The 23,194-nt window shown below is 42.7% G+C and carries 20 protein-coding genes; 15 read left to right on the top strand and 5 right to left on the bottom strand.

Annotated elements, in window-relative coordinates:
* Nucleotides 1-5 precede the first annotated feature (5 nt).
* The 4 genes from V6259_RS06710 to V6259_RS06695 are packed head-to-tail and all read left to right on the top strand — an operon-like array spanning nucleotide 6 to nucleotide 3,167.
* Nucleotides 6-770, top strand: a complete 765-nt coding sequence (locus tag V6259_RS06710) for an SDR family NAD(P)-dependent oxidoreductase (RefSeq protein ID WP_341583867.1) — start codon at nucleotides 6-8, stop codon at nucleotides 768-770.
* Between the two features lie 21 nt (nucleotides 771-791).
* A complete protein-coding gene (locus V6259_RS06705) occupies nucleotides 792-1,760 on the top strand; it encodes a cupin domain-containing protein (protein ID WP_341583866.1) in 969 nt (322 codons plus the stop codon).
* Entirely contained in the window at nucleotides 1,753-2,466 is a 714-nt protein-coding gene (locus tag V6259_RS06700; protein ID WP_341583865.1) for an alpha/beta fold hydrolase, read from the top strand. Before V6259_RS06705 ends, V6259_RS06700 begins: the two co-directional genes overlap by 8 nt.
* Complete coding sequence (locus V6259_RS06695) at nucleotides 2,463-3,167, top strand: RraA family protein (protein ID WP_341583864.1); 705 nt, start codon at nucleotides 2,463-2,465, stop codon at nucleotides 3,165-3,167. The genes V6259_RS06700 and V6259_RS06695 overlap by 4 nt, the downstream gene beginning before the upstream one ends.
* An 87-nt stretch (nucleotides 3,168-3,254) precedes the next feature.
* Here the strand turns inward: V6259_RS06695 and V6259_RS06690 are convergent, their stop codons facing one another.
* Nucleotides 3,255-4,115 carry an NAD(P)-dependent oxidoreductase gene (locus V6259_RS06690; protein ID WP_341583862.1) on the bottom strand — a complete coding sequence of 287 codons (861 nt, stop codon included), beginning with the start codon at nucleotides 4,113-4,115 and terminating at the stop codon, nucleotides 3,255-3,257.
* Between the two features lie 589 nt (nucleotides 4,116-4,704).
* Here V6259_RS06690 and V6259_RS06685 point away from each other — a divergent pair.
* The 4 genes from V6259_RS06685 to corA all read left to right on the top strand — a co-directional run bounded on the left by V6259_RS06685 (nucleotide 4,705) and on the right by corA (nucleotide 11,989).
* Nucleotides 4,705-7,068 carry a phosphoketolase family protein gene (locus V6259_RS06685; RefSeq protein WP_341583861.1) on the top strand — a complete coding sequence of 788 codons (2,364 nt, stop codon included), beginning with the start codon at nucleotides 4,705-4,707 and terminating at the stop codon, nucleotides 7,066-7,068.
* A 215-nt stretch (nucleotides 7,069-7,283) separates the two neighbouring features.
* Nucleotides 7,284-9,767 (top strand): plasma-membrane proton-efflux P-type ATPase, encoded by a 2,484-nt coding sequence (locus tag V6259_RS06680; protein ID WP_341583860.1) that lies wholly within the window; start codon nucleotides 7,284-7,286, stop codon nucleotides 9,765-9,767.
* A 239-nt stretch (nucleotides 9,768-10,006) separates the two neighbouring features.
* Nucleotides 10,007-10,762 (top strand): Crp/Fnr family transcriptional regulator, encoded by a 756-nt coding sequence (locus tag V6259_RS06675; protein ID WP_341583859.1) that lies wholly within the window; start codon nucleotides 10,007-10,009, stop codon nucleotides 10,760-10,762.
* A gap of 75 nt (nucleotides 10,763-10,837) precedes the next feature.
* On the top strand, nucleotides 10,838-11,989 hold the full coding sequence (gene corA, locus V6259_RS06670; RefSeq protein WP_341583858.1) for a magnesium/cobalt transporter CorA: 1,152 nt from the start codon (nucleotides 10,838-10,840) through the stop codon (nucleotides 11,987-11,989).
* A 141-nt stretch (nucleotides 11,990-12,130) separates the two neighbouring features.
* Here the strand turns inward: corA and V6259_RS06665 are convergent, their stop codons facing one another.
* The 4 genes from V6259_RS06665 to V6259_RS06650 are packed head-to-tail and all read right to left on the bottom strand — an operon-like array spanning nucleotide 12,131 to nucleotide 15,983.
* Complete coding sequence (locus tag V6259_RS06665; RefSeq protein ID WP_341583857.1) at nucleotides 12,131-12,811, bottom strand: GntR family transcriptional regulator; 681 nt, start codon at nucleotides 12,809-12,811, stop codon at nucleotides 12,131-12,133.
* 35 nt (nucleotides 12,812-12,846) lie between these two features.
* Nucleotides 12,847-13,881: a Gfo/Idh/MocA family protein gene (locus tag V6259_RS06660; protein WP_341583855.1), complete on the bottom strand. Its 1,035-nt coding sequence runs from the start codon at nucleotides 13,879-13,881 to the stop codon at nucleotides 12,847-12,849.
* A gap of 18 nt (nucleotides 13,882-13,899) precedes the next feature.
* The gene (locus tag V6259_RS06655; protein WP_341583854.1) at nucleotides 13,900-14,985 is read right to left on the bottom strand and encodes an isocitrate/isopropylmalate dehydrogenase family protein; all 1,086 of its coding nucleotides are present in this window, start codon (nucleotides 14,983-14,985) and stop codon (nucleotides 13,900-13,902) included.
* Complete coding sequence (locus V6259_RS06650) at nucleotides 14,985-15,983, bottom strand: SMP-30/gluconolactonase/LRE family protein (protein WP_341583853.1); 999 nt, start codon at nucleotides 15,981-15,983, stop codon at nucleotides 14,985-14,987. Before V6259_RS06650 ends, V6259_RS06655 begins: the two co-directional genes overlap by 1 nt.
* Nucleotides 15,984-16,159: 176 nt before the next feature.
* Between V6259_RS06650 and V6259_RS06645 the strand changes: the two genes are divergently transcribed.
* The 7 genes from V6259_RS06645 to V6259_RS06615 all read left to right on the top strand — a co-directional run bounded on the left by V6259_RS06645 (nucleotide 16,160) and on the right by V6259_RS06615 (nucleotide 23,185).
* Nucleotides 16,160-17,182 carry a tripartite tricarboxylate transporter substrate binding protein gene (locus V6259_RS06645; protein WP_341583851.1) on the top strand — a complete coding sequence of 341 codons (1,023 nt, stop codon included), beginning with the start codon at nucleotides 16,160-16,162 and terminating at the stop codon, nucleotides 17,180-17,182.
* A gap of 86 nt (nucleotides 17,183-17,268) precedes the next feature.
* Nucleotides 17,269-18,015 (top strand): tripartite tricarboxylate transporter TctB family protein, encoded by a 747-nt coding sequence (locus V6259_RS06640; protein ID WP_341583849.1) that lies wholly within the window; start codon nucleotides 17,269-17,271, stop codon nucleotides 18,013-18,015.
* Nucleotides 18,015-19,532, top strand: coding sequence for a tripartite tricarboxylate transporter permease (locus tag V6259_RS06635; RefSeq protein ID WP_341583848.1), 1,518 nt, complete (start codon nucleotides 18,015-18,017; stop codon nucleotides 19,530-19,532). Before V6259_RS06640 ends, V6259_RS06635 begins: the two co-directional genes overlap by 1 nt.
* 87 nt (nucleotides 19,533-19,619) lie before the next feature.
* Nucleotides 19,620-19,919, top strand: coding sequence for a putative quinol monooxygenase (locus V6259_RS06630; protein WP_341583846.1), 300 nt, complete (start codon nucleotides 19,620-19,622; stop codon nucleotides 19,917-19,919).
* 109 nt (nucleotides 19,920-20,028) lie between these two features.
* Nucleotides 20,029-21,294: a 3-oxo-tetronate kinase gene (gene otnK, locus V6259_RS06625; RefSeq protein WP_341583845.1), complete on the top strand. Its 1,266-nt coding sequence runs from the start codon at nucleotides 20,029-20,031 to the stop codon at nucleotides 21,292-21,294.
* The gene (gene otnC / locus V6259_RS06620) at nucleotides 21,291-21,941 is read left to right on the top strand and encodes a 3-oxo-tetronate 4-phosphate decarboxylase (RefSeq protein ID WP_341583843.1); all 651 of its coding nucleotides are present in this window, start codon (nucleotides 21,291-21,293) and stop codon (nucleotides 21,939-21,941) included. The genes otnK and otnC overlap by 4 nt, the downstream gene beginning before the upstream one ends.
* Nucleotides 21,942-22,225: 284 nt before the next feature.
* Nucleotides 22,226-23,185, top strand: coding sequence for an ABC transporter substrate-binding protein (locus V6259_RS06615; protein WP_341583842.1), 960 nt, complete (start codon nucleotides 22,226-22,228; stop codon nucleotides 23,183-23,185).
* Nucleotides 23,186-23,194: the final 9 nt, after the last annotated feature.

Raw genomic sequence — 23,194 nt, 5'->3', positions numbered from 1 at the left:
TGATAATGAATTTACCTAAAACACCGTCTTTTAATCTCCAAGGCAAGCGTGCCCTGGTAACCGGTGCGGGTAGAGGAATAGGCCTAGCATCAGCTGTCGCGTTAGCGGAAGCTGGTGCTAGTGTCACCCTTACTGCTCGTAGTCAACACGAAATAGAAAGCGCCGCTTTGGCTATTAGAGAGAAGGGCTGGCTGGCAGAATCTAAAACTCTTGATGTGACGGATCTTAAGGCCGTTGAAGCGTTTATTCAGCAATCTGAGCCTTTTGATATTTTGGTCTCAAGTGCTGGTGGGGCTCGACATAAGTCAGCTTTGGATGTGACAGAAGAAGATTTTGACTTCACGTTGTCTTTGAATACAAAATCTGCCTTTTTTGTTGCTCAGAGCGTCGCGAAAAAGCTAATAGAGCATAACTTACCCGGTAGTTTAATTACCATATCCAGTCAAATGGGGCATGTGGGTGGTCCAGATAGAGCAACGTATTGCGCAAGTAAACATGCCATAGAGGGCTTTACGAAATCGATGTCTAGGGAGTTCGGTGCTCATAACATTCGCATCAATACTTTGTGTCCTACTTTTATCAAAACACCGTTAACCGAGCCTTCTTTAAAAGATCCAAGTTTTAAAGCCTATGTCGAAAATATGATCGCTTTACAACGTGTGGGTGAGATTGAAGACATTATGGGGCCTATTGTTTTCTTGGCTTCTGATGCCAGTGCTCTGATGACAGGTAGCGCCTTAATGATTGATGGTGGTTGGACTGCGTATTAACTTATATTTAGGGTGAATAAATTGACAAAAAAAACATTAGAAAAACGTATCGTTCGATATGGCGAGTTAGTGCCTTGTAAAACCGCCTTCATTGATACTCATACTCCTGGGTCTGATCAAAAAGAAAATTTCACTATCATTGGGGCTGGAGTATCTGAGAGTCCTGATCAACACGTCCATATTCGTGAAACGCCTGGGTTTAATATCGGTGCGGCGGGTCAACCTCCTAAATGTACCAACTCTTTGCATACCCATCGCACTGCAGAAGTTTTCTTTGTTCAGAAAGGAACATGGCGTTTCTTTTGGGGAATAGACGGAAAAGATGGTGAGTTTGTTGCTAAAGAAGGTGACTTATTTAATATTCCAACCGGTATTTTTCGTGGCTTTGAAAATATTGGTGAAGAGTACGGCATGATCATGGCGGTGCTAGGTGGTAATGATGCAGGCGGTGGGGTTATTTGGGCGCCTCATGTGATTCAAACGGCAAAAGAGCATGGTTTGATTCTGGCTGAAACCGGCCGTCTTTATGACACCAAGAAAGGAGAGTCTCTGCCTGATGGCGTCAATCCAATGCCACTTTTGACGGCTGAAGAACTTGCTGCTTTTCCTGTTGTAAATGAAAGAGATGTGATTCCACATTACGTTGCTCGTTACCTAGATATAAAAGCCATGGGCAATAAAGAAACCGTTCAAGTGCTTGGCGAACACGGTATGCTGAAGGATCGCCCTGGCTTTGAAATTGATTTTCTTCAAGAAGGACAAAAAGGCTTAGGCGAGAGCTATCGTAGTGATCAGCATGAGGTGTTCATGGTGCATGATGGCTATTGGAAAATTCAGGTTGATGGTGAGTCTGCTATTTTAGCACCGGGTGATACCTGTGCAGTGCCACCAAACGCAGAGCGTAGTATCCAGCCTAATGTCAGTGGCACTACTGGGCTGTTCTTAATACGCAGCACGAATGATGAAGCAGGCTACACCCAAGGTGCCTAATTCTACGCTCCCTTTAGTTTTGATCCCTGGCATGATGTGTGACCATCGCTTATACACGCATCAAGTTGCTGCATTGAGGGAGAGCAGAGAGGTTCTTGTTGCACATGTGGACCAAGGGTGTTCCATGGAAACCATAGCAAAATCGGTTTTCTCACAGATACCTTGGCCAAGGTTTGCACTGGGCGGGCTTTCTATGGGCGGTATTATTGCGATGGAAATGGCGCGCCAGAAACCAGAATTGATTGCAGGTCTTGCGTTAATGGATACCAACCCATGGGCAGAGATTCCTGAAGTAAAAGCATTGAGAACGCCACAGCTTGAGCTGGCAGAGCAAGGTAAGTTTCTTGATGTGATCGAACAGCAAATGGCGCCAAAATATGGCGGATCTGCCGCTGAGCAAGAGGGGCAGCTAGGGCTTGTTTTGGCCATGGCAAGATCGCTTGGGAAAGAGGTGTTCATTAATCAATCAATCGCTCTGCGAGATAGGCCAGACCAAACAGAAACCCTGAAAAAATTTACCGGGCCCAGCATTGCATTATGCGGTGAGCATGATCAGCTTTGCCCATTGGATCGTCATCAGGCAATTTGTCACCTTATGCCAAATTGTCAGCTCCATGTTATCCCTAATTCGGGTCATTTAGTTACCTTACAGATGCCATTAGCAACGAATACACACCTTGCTCATTGGTTGGAGACACTTTTATGATATTTGATAAAGCGTATTTTGATGCATTGCGTTCTGTTGATACACCGACCATAGCAAACGCTATAGAAGTGGTATTAGGAAAACGCCAAGGCGATGGTTTTACCCGTAAAACAGTGCTCGCTGCAGACCCTACATTGCCTCCTATTTGTGGCTATGCTCGAACGTCTAAAATTAAAGCAGCAGCGCCAACAACAGAAGATTCGGACGTTATCGCAACGCGAAGAATGGCTTATTATAAGTACATGGCCGATTCACCTGAGCATAGTATTGCTGTGCTAGAAGACTTAGATTACCCAGATTGCGTTGGTGCTTACTGGGGAGAGATAAATACTTCGGTTCACAAAGGCTTTGGTCTAGGTGGAACATTAACGAACGGTGTGATGCGAGATTTGGACGCATTGGCGCCAGGGTATCAGGTGATAGCCGGTTCTATCGGGCCGTCACATGCGTATGTTCGTGTGAAAGAAATTGATACGGCGGTTACGTTATTTGATTTAACCATTCAGCCTGGAGATATGGTTCACGCCGACAAGCATGGCGCTGTTGTCATTCCTAAAGATGCGCAAGCGGGTATGCTAGATGCGATTAAAAAGATGATTGAGCGAGAAAAAATTGTCCTAGATGCAGCCAGTAAAGAAGGGTTTAACTTTGAGTTATTCCAACAAGCTTGGGCTGAATTCGAAGCACAAAGAGAAAAATAGTAGCCAGAGTACATAAAAAAGCCCCTTGCTCACTTAGCGGTGAGCAAGGGGTTTTATGGTTAAGACGTGTGCTGTTCTAAGCTTAATCTACTTTACGACTTTATAAATAGCGGCAATGTCTTCATCAGCATAGCCGGCTTTGATTGCTTGCTTGAAAGATTCATTGGCGATGGCCGCTGTGGGTAAAGGGAGGTCTAGTTTGTCGCCTAGTGCTACCGCGAGGCGCATGTCTTTTTGCATGTGTTTAAGCGGGAAGCTGGTGGTGTAGTTTTCTGCTAGAAGCATGGCTCCCTTGCCTGTAAACATGGGGTTGGTGATGGCACCAGCAGCGATGACTTCGAGAATCTGTTCGCCCTGTAACCCTGCTTTTTGGCCCAGTGACATGCCTTCGCTGAAAATACTGAGCATGCCGCCCATCATCATGTTGACAACCAATTTCATGTTAGCGCCTTGGCCAATTTCGCCAAGATAAGGTGCCATTTTACCCATTACATCAAACGCGGGTAGGGCATCGTCATATAGGGATTTGTCACCTGCGGCTAAAATGATCAAGGTGCCGTCTTCAGCAGGTTTTTTAGTGCCAGAAACCGGAGCTTCTAAAAAGCGGCCACCAGCTTGGGCGATGGTCTGAGCAATAAGTGTTGATGTTGTGTCATCAACGGTAGACATATCTATGTAGCCACGACCAGCGCCAATGCCCGCGGCAACCCCGTCAGGCCCTTGGCAAATAGCCAGTGCGGCAGCAGGGTCAGAGACCATGGCAAAGGTAATGTCGCAGCTTGCCGCGACGTCTTTTGGTGTGGTGCCTTGCTTGGCGCCTAGAGCGACTAACTCGGTTGTTTTCTCAGGGTTACGGTTCCAAACTGTTACATCAAAACCAGCCTTGGCTAGATTAACCGCCATTGCTTTACCCATGATACCTAAGCCTAAAAATCCAATACTTGTCATAACGCTCTCTCTTCGATCTGTGTCATTTTAAATGTAGAGGTGGTTAGAAAATTAACTTGTCCGAATCCATGTCTCATTCAGTACACGTATAGCTCAGTAAAAGTCTAACGCAGTGAAAGTACTATATAGAACCTCTGGCGTTGAAGCAGTGTCTGTTTCGTGCTTTTTGGAAATCAAACCTTTTACTTTGCAATATCCTTAATTTTGCCATGTTGCTCTTTGGTTTTAAGCAAAATCCATCGCACAAAGACCATTTATTGACTGCTTATGATGTGTTTTAGCGACTTCTACGCGTTCAGTGAAGCGCTCAAATTTTAGCATTATGATGTGATTGCACCTTGTCTAACCGTTCCGCTTTTGTCAGTGTGCGCTACCGAACAGAGCTCCGTCTCCTTTGCGCTATAAAGTAAGCATCCGCGTCTTTTGGGATTCAATTGTTTCTCGACGCGATGAAGCGGAGGTATATATGCATAACGAATGCTGGAGTGGGCTTTTATCGGTTGCTATCTGGTTTCTGATGATCTCGACCAAGAAGCGTTTATTCGTATCAAATATGACATCAGTAGTAATTAATAGGGAGTAAAACACCATGCAAACGGCAAGGCTATCATCAGATCAATTGGACTTAATGGATAGATATTGGCGCGCGAGTAATTACTTGTCAGCTGGCCAAATTTACCTTTATGACAATCCTCTATTAACGCGGCCTTTAGTGCTTGCTGATATTAAACGTATATTGCTTGGTCATTGGGGAACCACCCCAGGGCAGAATTTTATTTACGTTCACCTTAATCGCATTATTAAACAATACGATTTAAGTATAATTTACATCTGTGGTCCCGGTCATGGTGGGCCAGCCGTGGTTGCCAACACCTACCTTGAAGGCAGTTACAGCGAGATTTACCCCAACATAAGCCAAGATACCGCTGGCCTACAAAAACTCTTTAAGCAGTTCTCTTTTCCGGGAGGGATTCCTAGCCATGCTTCCCCCGAATGCCCCGGTACGATCAATGAGGGTGGTGAGCTTGGCTATTCTTTAAGCCATGCTTTTGGTGCGGTGTTTGATAATCCAGAGTTGATTGCCGCCTGTGTTATTGGCGATGGCGAGGCGGAAACAGGCCCATTAGCCACGGCGTGGCATTCCAATAAATTTCTTAACCCTGTTAGTGATGGTGTTGTGTTGCCAATTTTGCATTTAAATGGCTACAAGATTGCTAACCCGACGGTGCTCGCACGCATTGGTCATGATGAGCTAGATCAACTGCTGCATGGTTATGGTTGGTCGCCAATATTTGTTGAAGGTGATGACCCCACAATGATGCATCAAGCTATGGCTGCAGCACTTGATCAGGCGGTTTGTGAAATAAAAGACATCAAGCTTCAAGCCAGTCAGACAGAGGGTTTTGAACGACCTCGCTGGCCAATGATTGTTTTAAAATCACCCAAAGGGTGGACGGGGCCTAAAAAAGTCGACGGTGTTCAAATCGAAGGCACTTTTCATGCCCATCAGGTGCCGATTCCCCGTCCTTCTGAACACCTCGAACACTTGGCGTTATTAGAAGAATGGTTAAGCCGTTATCGTCCCCAAGAATTATTTGATACTAATGGTCGTTTGTTACCAGAACTGGCAGCCTTGGCGCCAGAGGGCGATCGTCGTATGGGCGCAAATCCCCATGCTAACGGTGGGCTTTTGCTTAAAGCTTTGAAGATGCCAAACTTTAAGGATTATGCCTGTGATGTTCCTACACCGGGAGTGTCTGGCATTGGCGATACTCACGTGCTTGGGCCTTTTTTGCGGGATATTATTACGTTTAATCAGGACAATTTTCGTATTTTCGGCCCTGATGAAACGGTTTCTAATGGATTGGCCGCGGTGTTTGAAACCACACAACGTCAATGGGTGGGAGAAAACAAAGACAACGACGAATACCTTGCGCCAAGCGGTCGGGTGATGGAAATGCTGAGTGAGCACCAGTGTCAGGGATGGCTAGAAGGGTATTTACTGACAGGCAGACATGGTTTATTTAATTGTTACGAAGCCTTTGTGCATATTATCGATTCAATGTTTAACCAACATGCAAAATGGTTAAAAGTGGCCGGTAAGCTACCGTGGCGACCTAAAATCGCGTCGCTTAATTATCTGTTGGCTTCCCATGTATGGCGTCAAGATCACAATGGTTTTTCACATCAAGATCCAGGGTTTATTGATCATGTCGTGAATAAAAAGGCCGAAATTGTGCGCGTGTATCTTCCACCAGATGCTAACTGTCTGTTGTCTGTCATGGATCATTGTTTGCGTAGCAAGCATTACGTTAACGTTGTGGTCGCGGGCAAACATCCAGCGCCACAATGGTTGGATAAAGACGCCGCCGCGGAACACTGTGCTGCCGGTATTGGTGTTTGGTCGTGGGCGAGTAATGATGAGCAAGGTGATTCGGCAGATGTTGTGATGGCTTGTTGTGGCGATGTGCCAACGCTGGAAACATTAGCCGCGGTTTCAATCTTGAGAGAATATCTTCCAGAGCTGCGCATTCGTGTGGTAAATGTCGTTGATTTAATGAAATTACAACCTAAATCCGAGCATCCACACGGCCTTAGCGAGGAAGCGTTTGATGCTTTGTTTACTCAAGATAAACCGATTATTTTTGCTTTTCACGGTTATCCAACCCTGATTCACAAGCTGACTTACCGACGTACTAATCATCGTAGTATTCATGTTCATGGATATAAAGAAGAAGGCACGATTACCACGCCTTTTGATATGACGGTCTTAAATGATTTGGATCGCTTTCATTTGGTTATGGATGCGATTGATCGGTTACCGCAAACCGGTAAAAAAGGTCTTGAATTGAAACAAAGATTAACCAAAAAATTGCTTGAACACCGTGAGTACATTAATGAATTTGGTGAAGACATGCCGGAAATCCGTAACTGGCGTTGGACTCCCCGCTAAGTGACGACTTAATCGTTGACGAGCCTTAGCTCTTTTACTCTTAAGGAGTGGATGTCTAAGGCTCGGTTCCCTAAATACCAGCGTCACTCTGAGTTAATCGATAGCGCCATATAATAAAAAAGGGTGCAGCCAATGGTGGGCTTACTCTAAGCCTGATTTTTAACAAAATCGCCTGCATAAATTCGATCTGCAGAGCAGTATAGGAAACAGCCATTATGGAACCCAATACCGAACAAGCGAACACTTCTAAAGTGAAGTCGGGAGCTGCGTCTGGTGTAAAGGACGATCTCAAAACTCTGCCTTTGTCAGAAGTGGAGAAAATGTTAGCAACGTCATCAGACGGCCTCACTCAAGAAGAAGCGACAAAACGATTGTCCCAATATGGGCCAAATGAATTAGATGAAAAAAAGACAAATCCATTATTAAAATTCCTCTCCTATTTTTGGGGTCCTATTCCTTGGATGATCGAGGTGGCTCTGGTTTTGTCAGGCGCTCTTCAGCATTGGGCGGACTTTTTTATCATCCTCTTGTTATTGGTGGCCAACGCCGTTGTTGGTTTCTGGGAGGAACATACCGCTGGGAATGCTATCGATGCTCTTAAAGCTCAATTAGCAATCAAAGCGCGAGTGAAACGCGATGGAAAATGGGTCAACCCACCAGCAAGAGACTTGGTCCCTGGAGATATTATTCGCCTTCGTTTGGGCGATATTGTTCCTGCTGACGCGCGACTATTAGAGGGCGATCCGGTTGAAGTGGATCAATCTGCATTAACAGGAGAGTCATTGCCCATTGAATGCGCATCAGGGGAAGCGGTGTTTTCAGGCTCTATCATTCGTCAGGGTGAAATCAGTGCGTTGGTTTACGCTACGGGAACGAATACTTATTTTGGTAAAACCGCATCGTTGATACAAGAAGCCGTTACCGTGAGTCATTTTCAAAAGGCGATATTAAAGATAGGCAACTATCTCATCTTATTGGCGCTGCTTTTAGTCGCTGTCATCATTGGTTTTGCGGTCTACCGAGGCGATGCGTTTTTTACAACCTTACAATTTGCATTGGTGTTAACCGTTGCCGCGATTCCTGTTGCGATGCCGACGGTATTATCAGTCACCATGGCAGTTGGTGCTCGCCTTCTGGCACGCAAAAAAGCGATTGTCAGTAAATTAGTCGCGATAGAAGAATTGGCGGGTGTAGATGTTTTGTGTGCGGATAAAACCGGGACCTTAACACAAAATAAATTAACCTTAGGTACGCCATTTTGTTTAGACGGAGTGACTGCCGACGAGGTCATTCTCAATGGTGCATTGGCATCGCGTGCTGACAATAACGACACAATTGATTTGGCTGTATTAGGTGGCCTTAAAGACAGCGATCTATTAAAAGCTTATGAAGTGGTGCATTTTCAGCCTTTTGATCCAGTTCATAAACGCACTGAAACAACGGTGAAAACCAAAGAGGGTAACTCCTTTAAAGTAACGAAAGGTGCCCCTCAAGTCATTATGTCGTTGGTTTCAAATATGGATCAATTTAAAAATGAGGTTGAAAATGCGGTCAATGAATTTGCAGCTCGAGGCTTTCGCTCACTAGGGGTAGCGCGGACAGACGAGGGCGGTAAGTGGCAATTTGTTGGGATCTTACCGCTGTTTGATCCACCACGAGAAGACGCTAAAGAAACCATCGCAACCGCTTTAGAATTAGGTGTCACTATTAAGATGGTGACGGGTGATGCGCTGGCGATCGCCAAAGAGACCGCTAAGAAATTGCATTTAGGTGCCAATATTCTTGATGCCGTTACGCTAGGAGATTCTAAGAAACAGGAATCGGCAGCTGTTGGTGAGTCCATTGAAAAAGCCGATGGTTTTGCTCAAGTATTTCCAGAGCATAAATATCATATAGTAGACGTTCTACAGAAACGCGGTCACATGGTTGGCATGACGGGAGATGGTGTTAATGATGCTCCAGCACTCAAAAAAGCCGATTGTGGTATCGCGGTGTCGGATGCAACAGACGCAGCACGTGCCGCTGCCGATATTGTATTAACGACCCCTGGTCTGTCGGTCATTATCGATGCGATTAAAGAAAGCCGTCGTATTTTTCAGCGCATGAACAGTTATGCTATGTACCGTATTGCTGAAACATTGACGGTGCTGTTATTTATGACGGCGGCAATTCTGTTCTTCAATTTTTATCCATTAACAACGGTTATGATTGTCATGTTGGCGTTACTCAATGACGGTGCAATCTTATCCATTGCTTATGACAATGTGAATTACAATCAGAAACCAGAAAATTGGAATATGCGTCTAGTACTTGGTATCTCTACCGTCCTTGGTGTTATTGGTCCAATCGCTGCTTTTGGATTGTTTTTCCTTGGTGCTCGCGTCTTTCATATGAGTCATGAGATGCTGCAACCCATGATGTATCTGATGCTCTCTGTGGCCGGACATTTGACGATCTTTTTAACGCGAACACGAGGTCCATTTTGGTCTATTCGTCCCGCAAAGGTGTTGCTGATTGCCGTCATTAGTACTCAGATCCTCGCGACCTTTATTGCTGTGTACGGATTCTTAATGCCAGCACTTGGCTGGAAATGGGCGGCTTTCGTCTGGGGCTATGCACTGATCTGGGCGCTTATTAGTGACAGAGTGAAATTGCTTGCTTACCGCATTTTTGACCCTGTCAAAAAAGCCTCTGCCTAAATTAACCATTAAAGAATCTCTGTGCGATAGCGCACAGAGATTCAGTGAGCGTGAATGTTTCATCGCCATCTTGGGTGTGACGTATTAGCTCCATAAATATGAAAGTGCGTTCTAATATTGTCTTAAAAAGTAAAATTTTGTCCTAGATCAATAAATGTACTAAAGGCAGGAATTTCTACTATCAGGTTACCTAAAATATTCTCTATGATGATGAAACTCATCATCAAGAGTTTAAAATTATGCTCGAGTCAATCAATCCAGCACTTTCGCCATTAAAGAATCATTTATTAGCGGCTTTGCCCAAAGAAGTTCAAAACCGACTGTTCCCTTATATCGAATTGGTAACATTGCCATCAAGGCAGATGCTGTACAATGTTGATGACAAATTGACCTACGTGTATTTCCCTGTCGATGCCATTGTGTCTTTGTTGTGTGTGATGGAAAGTGGTGCTTCAGCCGAAACCTCTATGGTGGGCAATGAAGGTTTGGTGGGTTTTGCTCTCTTTATGGGCGGAGAAAGTACATCGAGCCGAGCGGTGGTACAAACTGCTGGATATGCTTATCGTTTAAAAGGCTCTGTGTTAACGGCCGAGTTTAATCGTCATGGTAAATTGCTTGAGTTGATATTGCGTTACACACAATCTTTAATGACCCAGATGTCACAAACCGCTGTTTGTAATCGTCACCATTCTATAGACCAGCAATTATGTCGTTGGCTATTGCTGTCTTTAGACAGATTGCCAGATAACCATTTAGCGATAACCCATGAATGGATTGCCAATATGTTAGGAGTGCGTCGTGAAGGGGTAACCGAAGCGGCGGGCAAATTGCAAAAGTTGGGAGTGATTGAGCATCATCGCGGCCATCTTACGGTGCTAGACAGGGAAAAGCTCGAATCTCTCAGTTGTGAGTGCTATGGCGTCGTTAAAAAAGAAACAGACCGTTTGTTATTCTGTCCTTCATTTTCTCATGATAAACACCTAAAAATAGGGTAAGTTTAGGCACTGTCGCTTTTGAGAAAAATAGTCACAATACAGTGCTAATAAGCAGGCGGCCATCAAGGAGTGAATGTGGCAGAAGACATCGATGACTCAAGTTTTGGTCTGTCTAATATTGGGCAGAATCGACGTTATCAGCGTGTTATTCCGGGAGAATTACCTGGTATTGAGCATGTTGCTGATGCGTTTGTCCCTCCAGAAGAAAATCGCATTATTATCAGCTATATAGATTACTCAGAATCCCATATAGAAACAGGTTTTGTCAGTAATCTTGTCGAGTTCTTAGCGCAGCCAATGCCAGATTGGGTGACAACTCGGTGGTTTAACATTAGCAGCCCGCATCCTTACGTTATTAATCAGTTTCGTCTTCATTTTGGTTTTCATACATTAACTGCAGAAGACGTCATGCACATTCCTCAACGTCCTCGCGTAGAGTTTTTTGATGATTATTTGTTTGTTGTGTTGCGAATGCTGCAATTTACGCCATCTGAGCCACATGCCCCTGTGGCAGAAAGTGTATTAGAGGTAGAGCAAGTCAGTTTATTGCTATATGACAATGTGCTTATTTCATTTCAGGAAAAACCGGACGATATCTGGAAGCCAATTTATGATCGATTACAAGCTAAGAACGCGCGTATTCGTAAAAATGGCACTGGGTATTTACTCTACGCTTTGTTAGATGCCATGGTAGATCATTGCTTTCCTGTGCTGGAACAATATGGCGATATTCTCGAAGATCTTGAGTTAACCGTACTAGAAAAACCAACACAGACGGCTTTACATCGTATTCATGCGGTTAAGCGTGAGCTCTCATTAATACGACGCATTGTTTGGCCTATCCGTGAAGTGGTTGACCAGTTATATCGTGAAGAAGAAAATCGCATGGGTGAAAACACTAAGCCTTATCTTCGTGATGTTTATGAACATACTATTCAAATTGTCGAAATTATTGAGTCTTATCGAGAAATGGTCAGCGGCCTAACGGATCTCTATATGTCCGCTGTGTCCAATCGAATGAACGAAATCATGAAGGTGTTAACGATTATGTCTTCTGTGTTTATTCCGTTAACCTTTATTTCTGGTATTTATGGCATGAACTTTAAATACATGCCAGAGCTCGACCAGCGCTGGGCTTACCCCGTTATTTGGGTCGTGTTTATTGTGCTTACCGCTAGCATGTTGTTTTTCTTCAAGCGGCGTGGCTGGTTGGGAAATAATGAATAAGTACTGTGTTGACAGATTGGGTGACAGTGAGCTCATAAGAGAGATCTAGCGCCTTCGCGGGCGCTTTGCTTATTGACTGTAGGTAGGTGGAACTGATTAATCATAAACAAAGCGGTAGGAAGAGACACCAACTGTGTCTTTTTAAAGATTGTTCAGCCCAAAATCTTTTAACAGCGCAATGAGTGTTTTGCCACTGGCATCTCGATGATTATGGTGTATCAATCTTGCTTTTTCAGCGTCTTGGGCTTCTATCGCGAGTACGAGATCTAAGTGATCTTTATTTGAATTGGTTGGCCTTGGGCGAATCTTTAACGTTAACATTCTTGCTCGATGAGACTGCTCAATAAAGTTACTAACAAGCGCTTGGAGGCGTTTGTTGTTACTAAATTCAACTAAATATCTATGAAAGCGTTCGTCTGCATGAGCCCATTCTTTGAGGTCATCTTTCAGTAGCGCCTTGTCCATATCGTCTACCGCATCGCGCATTAGCGTTAGTTGCGCTTGTGTTAACCCTTTTTGAGCACACAGGGTTGCAGCGGTCGCTTCAAGCCCAGTCAATATCTCATAGATTTCCTGCATATCAATCACCGAAATCGGCTTGATGCGCATACCATGCCTTGGTATTAATTCAATAAGCCCTTCGTTGGCAATTTTTAACATGGCTTCACGTGTTGGCGTTCTGCTCATATTTAAGAGTTCGGAGACTTCTGCTTCAATCATTTGTTGACCAGCATGAAGCTCATTATCTAAAATTTTCGCTTTTAATTGACGATATGCTTTGTCAGATAATGATTCTTTTACTTTAGTGATTTTGGCTGCCATTGAGATGGTTTGACCCTTAAAAATTTACTTAATGATTAGCGTAAGTCTAATCGTTGTTTTGATTCTGCTGAGCGATAAATAAGCTCTTCGATCTTTAAATTATCGATGTACTGTTGGGCGCAGTTATGAAGGTCAGCATGATATAGCAAATGATCTGCAACATGCCTTTGGAGAGCGTAAACACAATCTCCGCCAAAGTTATCGGTAGTGTACTGATAGGTATGAGGAGTCCAATGACTATCACCTTGATTTCGCATACTTATTTTGCCATCTCCCTCCAGTTTTAGGCAAGCCTTGCTCCCTTCAATCAGCATTTCCCCCATGGTAACACGTGGGTTCTCTGCCGCATGATCTGCCAAGCGATTACCATCAAAAATAGCTCGGATTTGTTTCTCAAATTCAAATATCACGATGCCAGAATCTTCACCTTTAATGACAGGATTTCGTTTTACTAGGTCGGCGTAAACATTTTTCACATCGCCTAATAAATATCGAAAAACGTCAACCCAGTGAATGGCTGTTTCATGTATTAAAAAACGTTCCATTTGTTGAAAATAAGGTTGCCTTGCTAAATAGGCGTCTTTACCTTGTCCATCTCCTGGTCGCATTCTGAATGTAACTTGGTACAGGTTTTCAAATTGCTTAGAGGACAAGAGTTTTTTGATCTCTTGATACCAGGGTTGAAAGCGAAAGTTTTCATGGATGATGACTAGTGCTTGCTTCTGTTTAATTTTCTCTGTCAGCTTCTTGGCGTCGTCAAAGGTAGGCGTAAATGGTTTTTGGCAAATACAAGGAATGCCACGCTCTATTGCTGCAGAAACAAAAGCCACATGAGTTTCTGGAGGAGTAATAATATCAACAAGATCTGGTTTTTCAGTGTCTAACATTTCGATGAAATCAGTATAAATGTTAGCAATAGAATACCGTTGTGCGGTTTCAGTGGCTGCAGCGCTACTACGGTTATAGAGCGCTACAATCTCCACATCATGCATCCGATCCCAAGCGTTATAGTGGAACTGGCTAAAATAGCCAGTTCCGACAGTGACCACGCGAAGTGTCTTCTTCTGCACTTGAATCTCCTCGTTGATTTATTTTAATTGATTGATAATCGCTTGAGTGATCGCTTCAGTTCCGGCAGAACCGCCAAGTTCGTATGGTACTAGCTCGCCAGTAACAAAGGCTTTATCAACCGCTTCACGGATATATTGAGCTGCCGTAGAGCATGCTTGTAGATTGTGGTTTTGTCCTAGCCAGTCCAACATCATTGCGGCGGATAAAAACATCGCGGTAGGGTTTGCTTTACCTTCACCTACAATGTCTGGAGCACTACCATGACAAGGTTGGAATACAGCATGATTATCTCCAATATCGGCAGAAGGCGCCATGCCCATGCCACCCATTAATGCAGCCCCTAAATCTGATAAAATATCACCAAACATGTTTTCGGTTACCATGACATCAAATGCCCATGGATGTCTGACAAGATTAAGCGCCATAGCATCAACATAGCTGTGGTCTGCAATTATAGAAGGATTTAATGTTGCTCGCTCATCAAAAATCTTCCTGAAAAAGGCGAGTGATTGAAAAACGTTTGCTTTATCAATACACGTCACTCTACCTTCGTGGCCATTTTGTTTTCGGTGAGCGGCCAATTTAAATGCGAAATCGAATAACCGTTCAGACACACCACGAGTGATAACCATTGTGTCTTTGGCAATTTCATCATTTTCAACGGTACCTTTGCCATGAGACGCAAATAAACCTTCAGTAGATTCACGTATCAACACTAAGTCGATGTCTTTTGCTTTTTCACTGGCTAATGGTAATTTCAATCCAGGTACTAATCGAACAGGGCGAACCCCCGCGTATAAACCTAACTGCATGCGTAAATCAATTTGTGGGGATACTTCTGTTCCATCTGGGTAACGAACAGCAGGCAGTCCCATGCATGATAATAAAATAGCATCAGCGGCTTTGGCGGCTGATTTTGAAGATTCAGGAAAAGATTCTCCCGTATCACGATACAGTGCTGCGCCAGCGGGTAAGTCTGTGTAAATAAGTTCAATACCTCCAGCCTTTGCACACGCTAGATTAAGGATTTCAAGGCAAGGTGGGGTGATTTCAGGGCCAATTCCGTCACCTGAAAATACAGCAATATTGAATGTTTTATTCATTATAAAGTCTCCGATTTAGTTGTAAGCCTTGTTGGCCCTTTAAAGTTCCAATGACTCGGTGCAAGTCCTTTTACGGATTGTGTCAACGAGGCAACTTGATGGCCTAACAAACAGCCAAAATAAAGCGTGTTTAAATTATCGCCACCAAAAGCTAAGCTAGAAATATTCTGCAAAAGAGAACTCTTTACATTGTCTAGATGTGGTCGACCCATAGAGTGATTTTGAAAGGCTTCTTCTACCCAGGCTAGATGATTCTTATCGACATCAATGAGCATTGTTTCTTGTGAAGTACCATCTTTGGATACTCGAATAACTTGATTACTTACTATGCTTGTAATCCAGTAATTACCCTCAGCATCAAATACTAAGCCATCAGGAAAAACACCAGCACCGAATGTAGCAATGGTAGTTATCTCGCTTAAATCCCCATTTTCGGCAATGCTAAAGCGCGTCAAACGGCGAGAAAAGGTTTCATTAACGTATAAAAATTTACCGTCCGGTGATGCGATACATTCGTTTGTGTATCCAAGGTTATCGGCAACGATGCGTGCCGTGCCTTTTTCGCAAAGAATAACAAAACCATCACTAACATCGGATCGATATGCATCGGCTCTAGGTTGTGTACGAGTACTCACGGTTATCCAGATACGACCTTGGAAATCAAGATGCACATAATTAGTAGGGGGAAGGGGTTGTCCATTGATCTCTAATAAGAAAGGGCTTAACTTCCCATCTTGTTGTAAGCGATAGACGCCGCCATCTTCATTACCTAAATGAGCTATTAAAAAATCACCATTTTCTAATAGACAAATGCCATTAGGTTTTAAATCAAAACCTTGTTGATTTGCTAGAAGAGACCACTGGCTACCGTCGGGCTCAATAATACTGACCCCTCCATCCCAGTTAGCGGTGAAAATTCTTTTATCAGCATTAGTAAGAACACATTCTGGGCGTTTGAGTCCTTCGCCTATTAGTGTGATTTGATCTAATGTATGCATTGCCAAACCTCTTATTTTTATTTTAATAGTGTGTTGAAGATGGAATCACAATAACGAGTTTGAAAACATATTGCAAAATAAATTTATTAATGTATAAATTAATTTCAATCCTACCTTAGATCGTTAAGGAGGGTGTTTAAATCTGACGATAAAAATAAAAACCATTGGAGTTGAACATGAAAAAAATCATAGTGACGTTGGCCGCAACTGTGTTGGCAACGACAATAGCAACAAGCTCATTCGCAGCTAATCATTACCCTGATCGTGATATAACCAATGTTGTTGTTTGGTCTGCTGGCGGTGGTACGGATATTGTTAACCGTATGATCTCTGCCGAAATGGCCAAATACTTAGATGTAAATATCAATGTAACTAACCGCCCAGGTGGCGTTGCTGGCTCATTAGGCATGAGCTATGTGCATCGTCAAAAAGCAGATGGCTATACATTAGTTGGCTTATCTGAGTCGAATGTTGGTGCTGCAGTTCAGGGTGGTTGGAATCAAAAAATGAGTGTTTGGTATCCTTTTATTGTTGGTGGCTCACCAGATTTGATCTCGGTATCCGCTAAATCTAAATACAACACTTTGAAGGAACTAATCGCAGCCATTAAAAAGGACCCAAGGTCTATTAATGCAAGCGCAGGTGGTGCAGGGTCTATACACCATTTAAATTTACTGGCCTTAATGCAAGGTACAGGCGCTGACTTTAACTATATTCCGTACCCAGGTTCGGCTCCGGCACAAACAGCAGTTATGACAGGGGAGGTTGGCTTAGTTATTAGCTCTTTAGCCGAACAGCAGCAGTTAATCAAAGGTGGAATGTTAAAACCCCTCGCTATGCTTGTTGCTAATGATCAAAAAATAGATGGTTTCGGTACCGTGCCTTCTGCATTTACCTCTTATCCAGGTCTTAAAAAATACTTACCTATTATGCAATCAATCGGTCTTGCCGTTCGTCAGTCAGCTCCTGACTACGTAAAGGTTAAGCTGACTAAAGCGTTTAATAGTGCGATGGGAAGTCCCGTCATTCAGAAATGGGCAAAAGATAATTACTATGTTTTATCAGGCCTATCTGGAAGTGCTGCCAGCAAACAGTTTTCATTTTTAGAATCATTGTTCTCATGGACACTAGAAGATCTAGGAGCGGCGAAAGTATCGCCAGCTACGCTTGGTATTCCAAAGGTTTCTGAATTGAACTGATGCATTTAAAAATAGAAGGGGGATGTTTCCACATTCCTCTTCTTTAGTATCAAATTGTCCTGCTTGGACGTGAAAGAGGTGGTTGTATGCAGCCTGAACAGCTTATGGCATTGCGCCGTGCGGATATGAGAACAGCCGTGATACTAATGATTGTTTCAACATTAGCGATGGTTGATAGTTTTAGCTTCCCCTTAACTGGCAGTTATGCGGGAGTTCAAAATATGTGGTATGTGTCTCCAGCATTATTTCCTATTATTGTTTTTAGCCTTTTATTTTTATGTGGCCTTTCATTACTTATTAAAAGTATTACATTTATTAAAAAACATCCTTCTATAGCGACAGCAAAAGAAAGTCCAGCAAGTTGGGGACGTTTTTTTCTATTAGTATCTTTGATCGCTGGTATGGTTTATGGTTTCATACCAATGATTGATTTTGCTTTATCTTCATTTCTATTTTTATTTATTTTCATTTTTACTTTTTATTCTGATAATGCGCTTTTTCAAAAACGTATTTTCGTTATTTGGACAACAGTATCTTTTCTATTAGCTGTTGTCTCTTTCACGACGGACTTATCAGATGATAAAAGGATGTTGTTCGATTGGGCGATGCTTGCTTTTATTTTTTGTATGTTAATTGTTTTATATTCATGGGCTAAGAAGTCTGAGCAATTAAAAGTATGGCGAGTAAGTTGGAAGACTGCGCTGATAGTGACATTAATTGTTTGTCCACTGTTTCGCTTGGGAATGCTTGTTCCACTGCCGACAGAAGGTTTAATTATAAATTCTATGGTTGACCTCAAATATACAATTCATGATTTATGGAGAGAGTGGTAATGGATATTCTTGCTTCTTTTAGTATCTTTGGCAGCGCATTACTAACGCTGCTATCTTCTCCTACGAATCTTCTGATTCTTATGGGTGCTTCATTTTGCGGTATTATTTTCGGGGCTTTACCGGGCCTTACCGCTACTTTAGGTGTGGCATTATTAACCACACTTACTTATGGCATGGACATTAATACGGCATTGGTCGCTCTATTGGGATTATATGTTGGTGCTATCTATGGTGGTTCTTATCCTGCGATTTTGATTAATATTCCAGGTACTGCCGCTGCTGCAGCCACCTCGCTGGATGGCTATCCGTTGGCTCAAAAAGGTGAAGGTGGAAAAGCGTTAGGCTTAACCACAACGGCATCCTTTATTGGTACCTTATTAGGTATTTTAGTATTGGTTATCGCTGCCCCAATAGTGGCGAAAATGGCATTACAGTTCACCTCATTTGAATTTTTCTTATTAGGGCTATTTGGTATCTTGATTAGTGGCACCCTGACCAGCCCTGACTTAGTTATTAAAGGGTGGATTGCCGGCTTAATCGGACTTGGGCTTTCCACTATTGGTCGTGATCCATTGCAGTTTTTTCCACGCTTTACGTTTGATATAGCGAACCTTGACCAAGGTTTAGCCGTTGTGCCTGTATTGATTGGTGCATTTGGTGTGCCTCAAGTTATTAAGGCACTACGAAACAGAGAAAGCCTAGGGGTAATGCGTCAATTCGGACGTATTTTACCTGAGTGGAAAATGTTATTTAAAAACAAACTGCACATTGTGCGTGCCTCTATGATAGGTATTAGCATTGGCGCGGTTCCGGGGATTGGTGAAGATATTGCAGGCTGGGTTTCCTATGGCGCCGCAAAAAACACGTCAAAACACCCAGAAACATTCGGTACTGGTGAACCACAAGGCATTATTGCTTCTGAAACAGCAAACAATGCGTGTATCGGTGGCGCGCTTATTCCACTCTTAACACTTGGTATCCCAGGAAGTCCTCCAGCGGCCATGCTCTTAGGCGCTTTAATGTTACATGGCGTCACCCCAGGTCCTATGCTGGTTGTCGCTCAGCCAGATTTTTTGATCGAAGTAACCGCAATTTTAGTTTTATGTTCAGTAGCAATGTGGTTAAACGGAATGTTTTTGGCTAGGCAGGTTATCAAAGTGTTACAGGTGCCGGCCGCAATATTTTTACCTATTGTTACTTTGCTGTGTATTTTAGGTTCTTATGCATTAGGTCTAGATATTTTTAACCTATACATGATGGTTATTATCGGTGTTTTTGCTTATTTTCTTGATGAAATGAAGTACCCCATTTCACCACTTGTTATTGGGGTGATTTTAGGGCCAATGGCAGATGAAAATCTTCGCCGGGCATTAATGGTATCTGAAGGTAGTCTAATGCCATTCTTTGAACGTCCTGTTTCTATAGTACTCATCGTTGCCATGGTATTGATTGTGATGACGAAAATGCCATTCTATCCAAAAATGAAGAAATCATTATTTGGTTTATTTAGTAAATAATATAAATCAGAAATCCTAATAAAGGGATGTGAATGTCTTTTTCGGGCATTTATATCCCTTAACTAAAATGAAAAATCATGGTGTGCTATGTATATAATAACGGTCCTTTTTTCTATTAGACAAAACTTCTCTGAAGCATTTTCTTCATTAGTGACAGCTCAAGCCTCAACATCATTAAATAAAGAAGATGGCTGTTTGGTATTTGATGTGTCTTTGGGGAAGTCAGAGAATGGTATGTCATCTTTTTTTCTTTATGAGGTTTATACCAGTGAAGAAAGTTTCAAAAAGCATTTAATGACAAAGCATTTTATTGACTTTAATGAAATCTCATTACCAATGGTTGTCAGTAAGAAAGTAGATGCATGGGAAAAAATTGAACTCAATTAATCTGATGATATTTATTATTCATGTGATTCAATATCTTATATTAAATAGACGTTAAGTATTAATCTTAATGTTTACTATTCTTCTATTTGCAAAAGAGTAAGGAGTTATCATGAGCGTACTCTTAGGTTGTATCGCAGATGATTTTACGGGTGCTACAGATTTGGCAAGTTTTCTTGTGCAGTCTGGTATGAAAACGGTACAGCTCATTGGTGTGCCAACAGAACCTGTTGATCTTTCTGGTATAGACGCGGTTGTCATTGCACTTAAATCACGAACGCTTCCATCTGAAGTGGCTATTAGACAATCTCTTGATGCGCTGAAATGGCTAAAAGAACTCAATTGTGAGCAATATTATTTTAAATACTGCTCAACCTTTGATTCAACCGCTAAAGGTAATATTGGTCCGGTGACGGATGCTCTGCTGGATGAATTGGAGGAGAGCTTTACGATTATTTGTCCTTCTCTGCCTATTAATGGACGTACTGTCTATAAAGGGAATTTATTTGTTAACGATGAATTGCTCAGTGAAAGCGGCATGCGTAACCATCCATTAACACCAATGACAGATGCAAATTTATTACGAGTGATGGCTTCTCAATCGTCAGGAAAGGTGGGCTTGGTGCCATTTGAAGTGGTTTCACAAGGTGCACAAAGCATTAAAAAAGCCTTTACGACATTAGCCAAAAACCATCGATACGCGGTTGTCGATACGGTCTCAAATAGTGATCTTGAAGCAATTGGAGAGGCTTGCGCAAACCTTAAACTTATTACCGGTGGGTCAGGGTTATCTATTGGGTTGGCTAAGAACTTTCAGAATAAGGGGTTATTCAAAATTCGTGAAAATTCTGCAGATTTGAGCAAATTAACAGGTACCGCAGTGGTTCTCTCTGGAAGTTGCTCTGTGATGACACAAAAGCAAGTTTCTCAATTTCAAAAACACCATCCTTCAAAGAAAATAGATCCTATAGAAATCGCATCAGGTAAGACAAAACTAGATGAGTTTTTAACCTGGTTCGACCAAAAAAGAACGGCCGGTGCGGTAATGTTTTTTGCCACGGATATGCCTGAAAATATCAAGCAGGTACAAGAGGAGCTTGGTGTTGAACGAGCGAGTGAGATTGTCGAACAGTTTATGGCAAATTTGGTTTCTGCACTCGACAAGAGAGGTGTGACTAAGTTTATTGTAGCTGGCGGTGAAACCTCTGGCGCTGTGGTCAAAGCCTTAAATCCCAGTTTATTAAAAATTGGTCATAGCATTGCTCCTGGAGTACCTCTAACAGAAATAGTAGGTAATTCACCAAAACTGCTGGCGTTGAAATCAGGTAATTTTGGTGATGAAGACTTTTTTGAAAAAGCGTTGGAGATGATGAAATGAGCAGTACTGAAAATGCACTCAGAGAACAAATTTGCTTAATGGCAAAGTCCCTATTTGATCGAGGTTTGACGTGTGGCTCGTCTGGTAATATTTCAGTGAGAACTGAAGATGGTGGCTTGTTAGTGACCCCAACAGGAAGATGCTTTGGCCGTCTTGATCCTGCAACGTTAAGCCGATTTGATCAGCAAGGTATACTTATTGGGGGTCATCAAGCGACGAAAGAAATGTCGCTACATCAAGCGTTCTATAGCACCAGATCAAGTGCAAATGCGGTGGTACATTTACATGGTACTTGCTCTGTAGCTATGTCATTGATGCCGGACGCAAATGAGGACAATTTCTTGCCAGCATTAACACCTTATTCGGTTATGAAACTTGGTAAGGTAAAATTATTGCCCTATTTTATGCCAGGAGATCCGAAGACGGGTGATGCCATTCGAGGGCTTGCAGGAAAACGTTCTGCTGTGATGCTCGCCAATCATGGGCCGGTTGTCGCCGGTAAAGATTTGGAGGCTGCGGTGTATGCGATCGAAGAGTTAGAAGAGACTGCTAAACTTGCCATTATGATGCGTGGGTTTTCGCCAAAAGTTCTGGATGAATCACAAATTAAGCAAATTATTACTAAATTCAACGTTGAATGGGATTAATCTTTGCGGTGTCAGAGCTTCAGTGTAGGTATGGAATATTGGAGGACCATTAGTAAGTTGAGGACTCCTTGGAGTTCATCAGTCCCTTTCTCAAATTCAAATACGTCTTTTTTAGATATTGTTGGCTGGAATTAGATCTCTCTCTTTCTCATTAGCTTTCTAGTCATGTTGTTTTGTTAAGACATAAATATGTCATATGACGGTTGCATAACCGTCATATAAACAGAACAAAATAGAAATATATTTAAATTTTATACTTTGATGAAATTGAGAAAGAGGGGCTTATGAAATTGAAAAACTGGTGTGTTGGCTTTACCTTGCTAGGTATGGTTTGTTCTGTGAGCGCTGAAACATTGACAGTCTATTCAGCGGGTCCAAAAGGTTTGTCAAAAGAGTTAGTGGCGGGCTTTGAGAAAGAAACCGGCGCTAAAGTAAGTTTGTATCAAGCCACGGGTGGGAAAATAATGGCCCGTTACCAGGCTGAAAAATCCAATCCACATGCCGACGTTATGATTTCCTCATCGCTAGGCCATGCTATTACCCTTACGAAAGCAGGGGAGTTGCTAGCCTACCAATCACCTAATGCAAAACAAGTCCCCGACTTTCTTAAATCTGCGACATACGTGTCTCAAGGCACAGCCGTGTTGGCGATTGCCTATAACACTCAAAGTAATCTTCCAGTTCCTACGACGTGGTCCGACCTTACTAAGCCAATATATAAGAACCAAGTTACCATGCCGGACCCGCGTAAGTCTGGTTCTGCGTTGACCTTGGTTGAAGGGTTAAGTGAACAAATGGGCAGCGATGCTTGGACGTTATTTAGCGCGTTAAAAGCCAATGGCATTCTTATACCCGGTGCCAATAAAGCCGCATTAAACCCTGTGTTACAAGGGGCTAAATCGGTGGTGTTCGGTGCGGTAGATTACATCGCGTTGGATTTGAAGCGTAAAGGTGAAACGATTAATGTTGTTTATCCAACGGACGGGACTGTACTGGCTCCGCGTCCTATTATGATTCTTAAGTCTACCAAACATGCGGTATTAGCGAAGAAGTTTGTGGATTATATGCTTTCGAAACAAGGTCAAACGCTGGTCGCTAAGACACTGATTCTGCCTGCTCGTAGTGATATTAAGTCTGATCGTCCGGGCTTTAGTGAATTGAAATTAATCAATTTTGATACTGTTTCAGCGGCGGCTCACGCGGAACAAACAAGAGATAAATTTGCCAACATCATGGGTCAATAATACCCATGT

The sequence above is a fragment of the Marinomonas sp. TI.3.20 genome (assembly GCF_038155025.1).
GTDB lineage: Bacteria > Pseudomonadota > Gammaproteobacteria > Pseudomonadales > Marinomonadaceae > Marinomonas > Marinomonas flavescens.
This window is presented reverse-complemented; position numbering and strand designations above follow the sequence as displayed.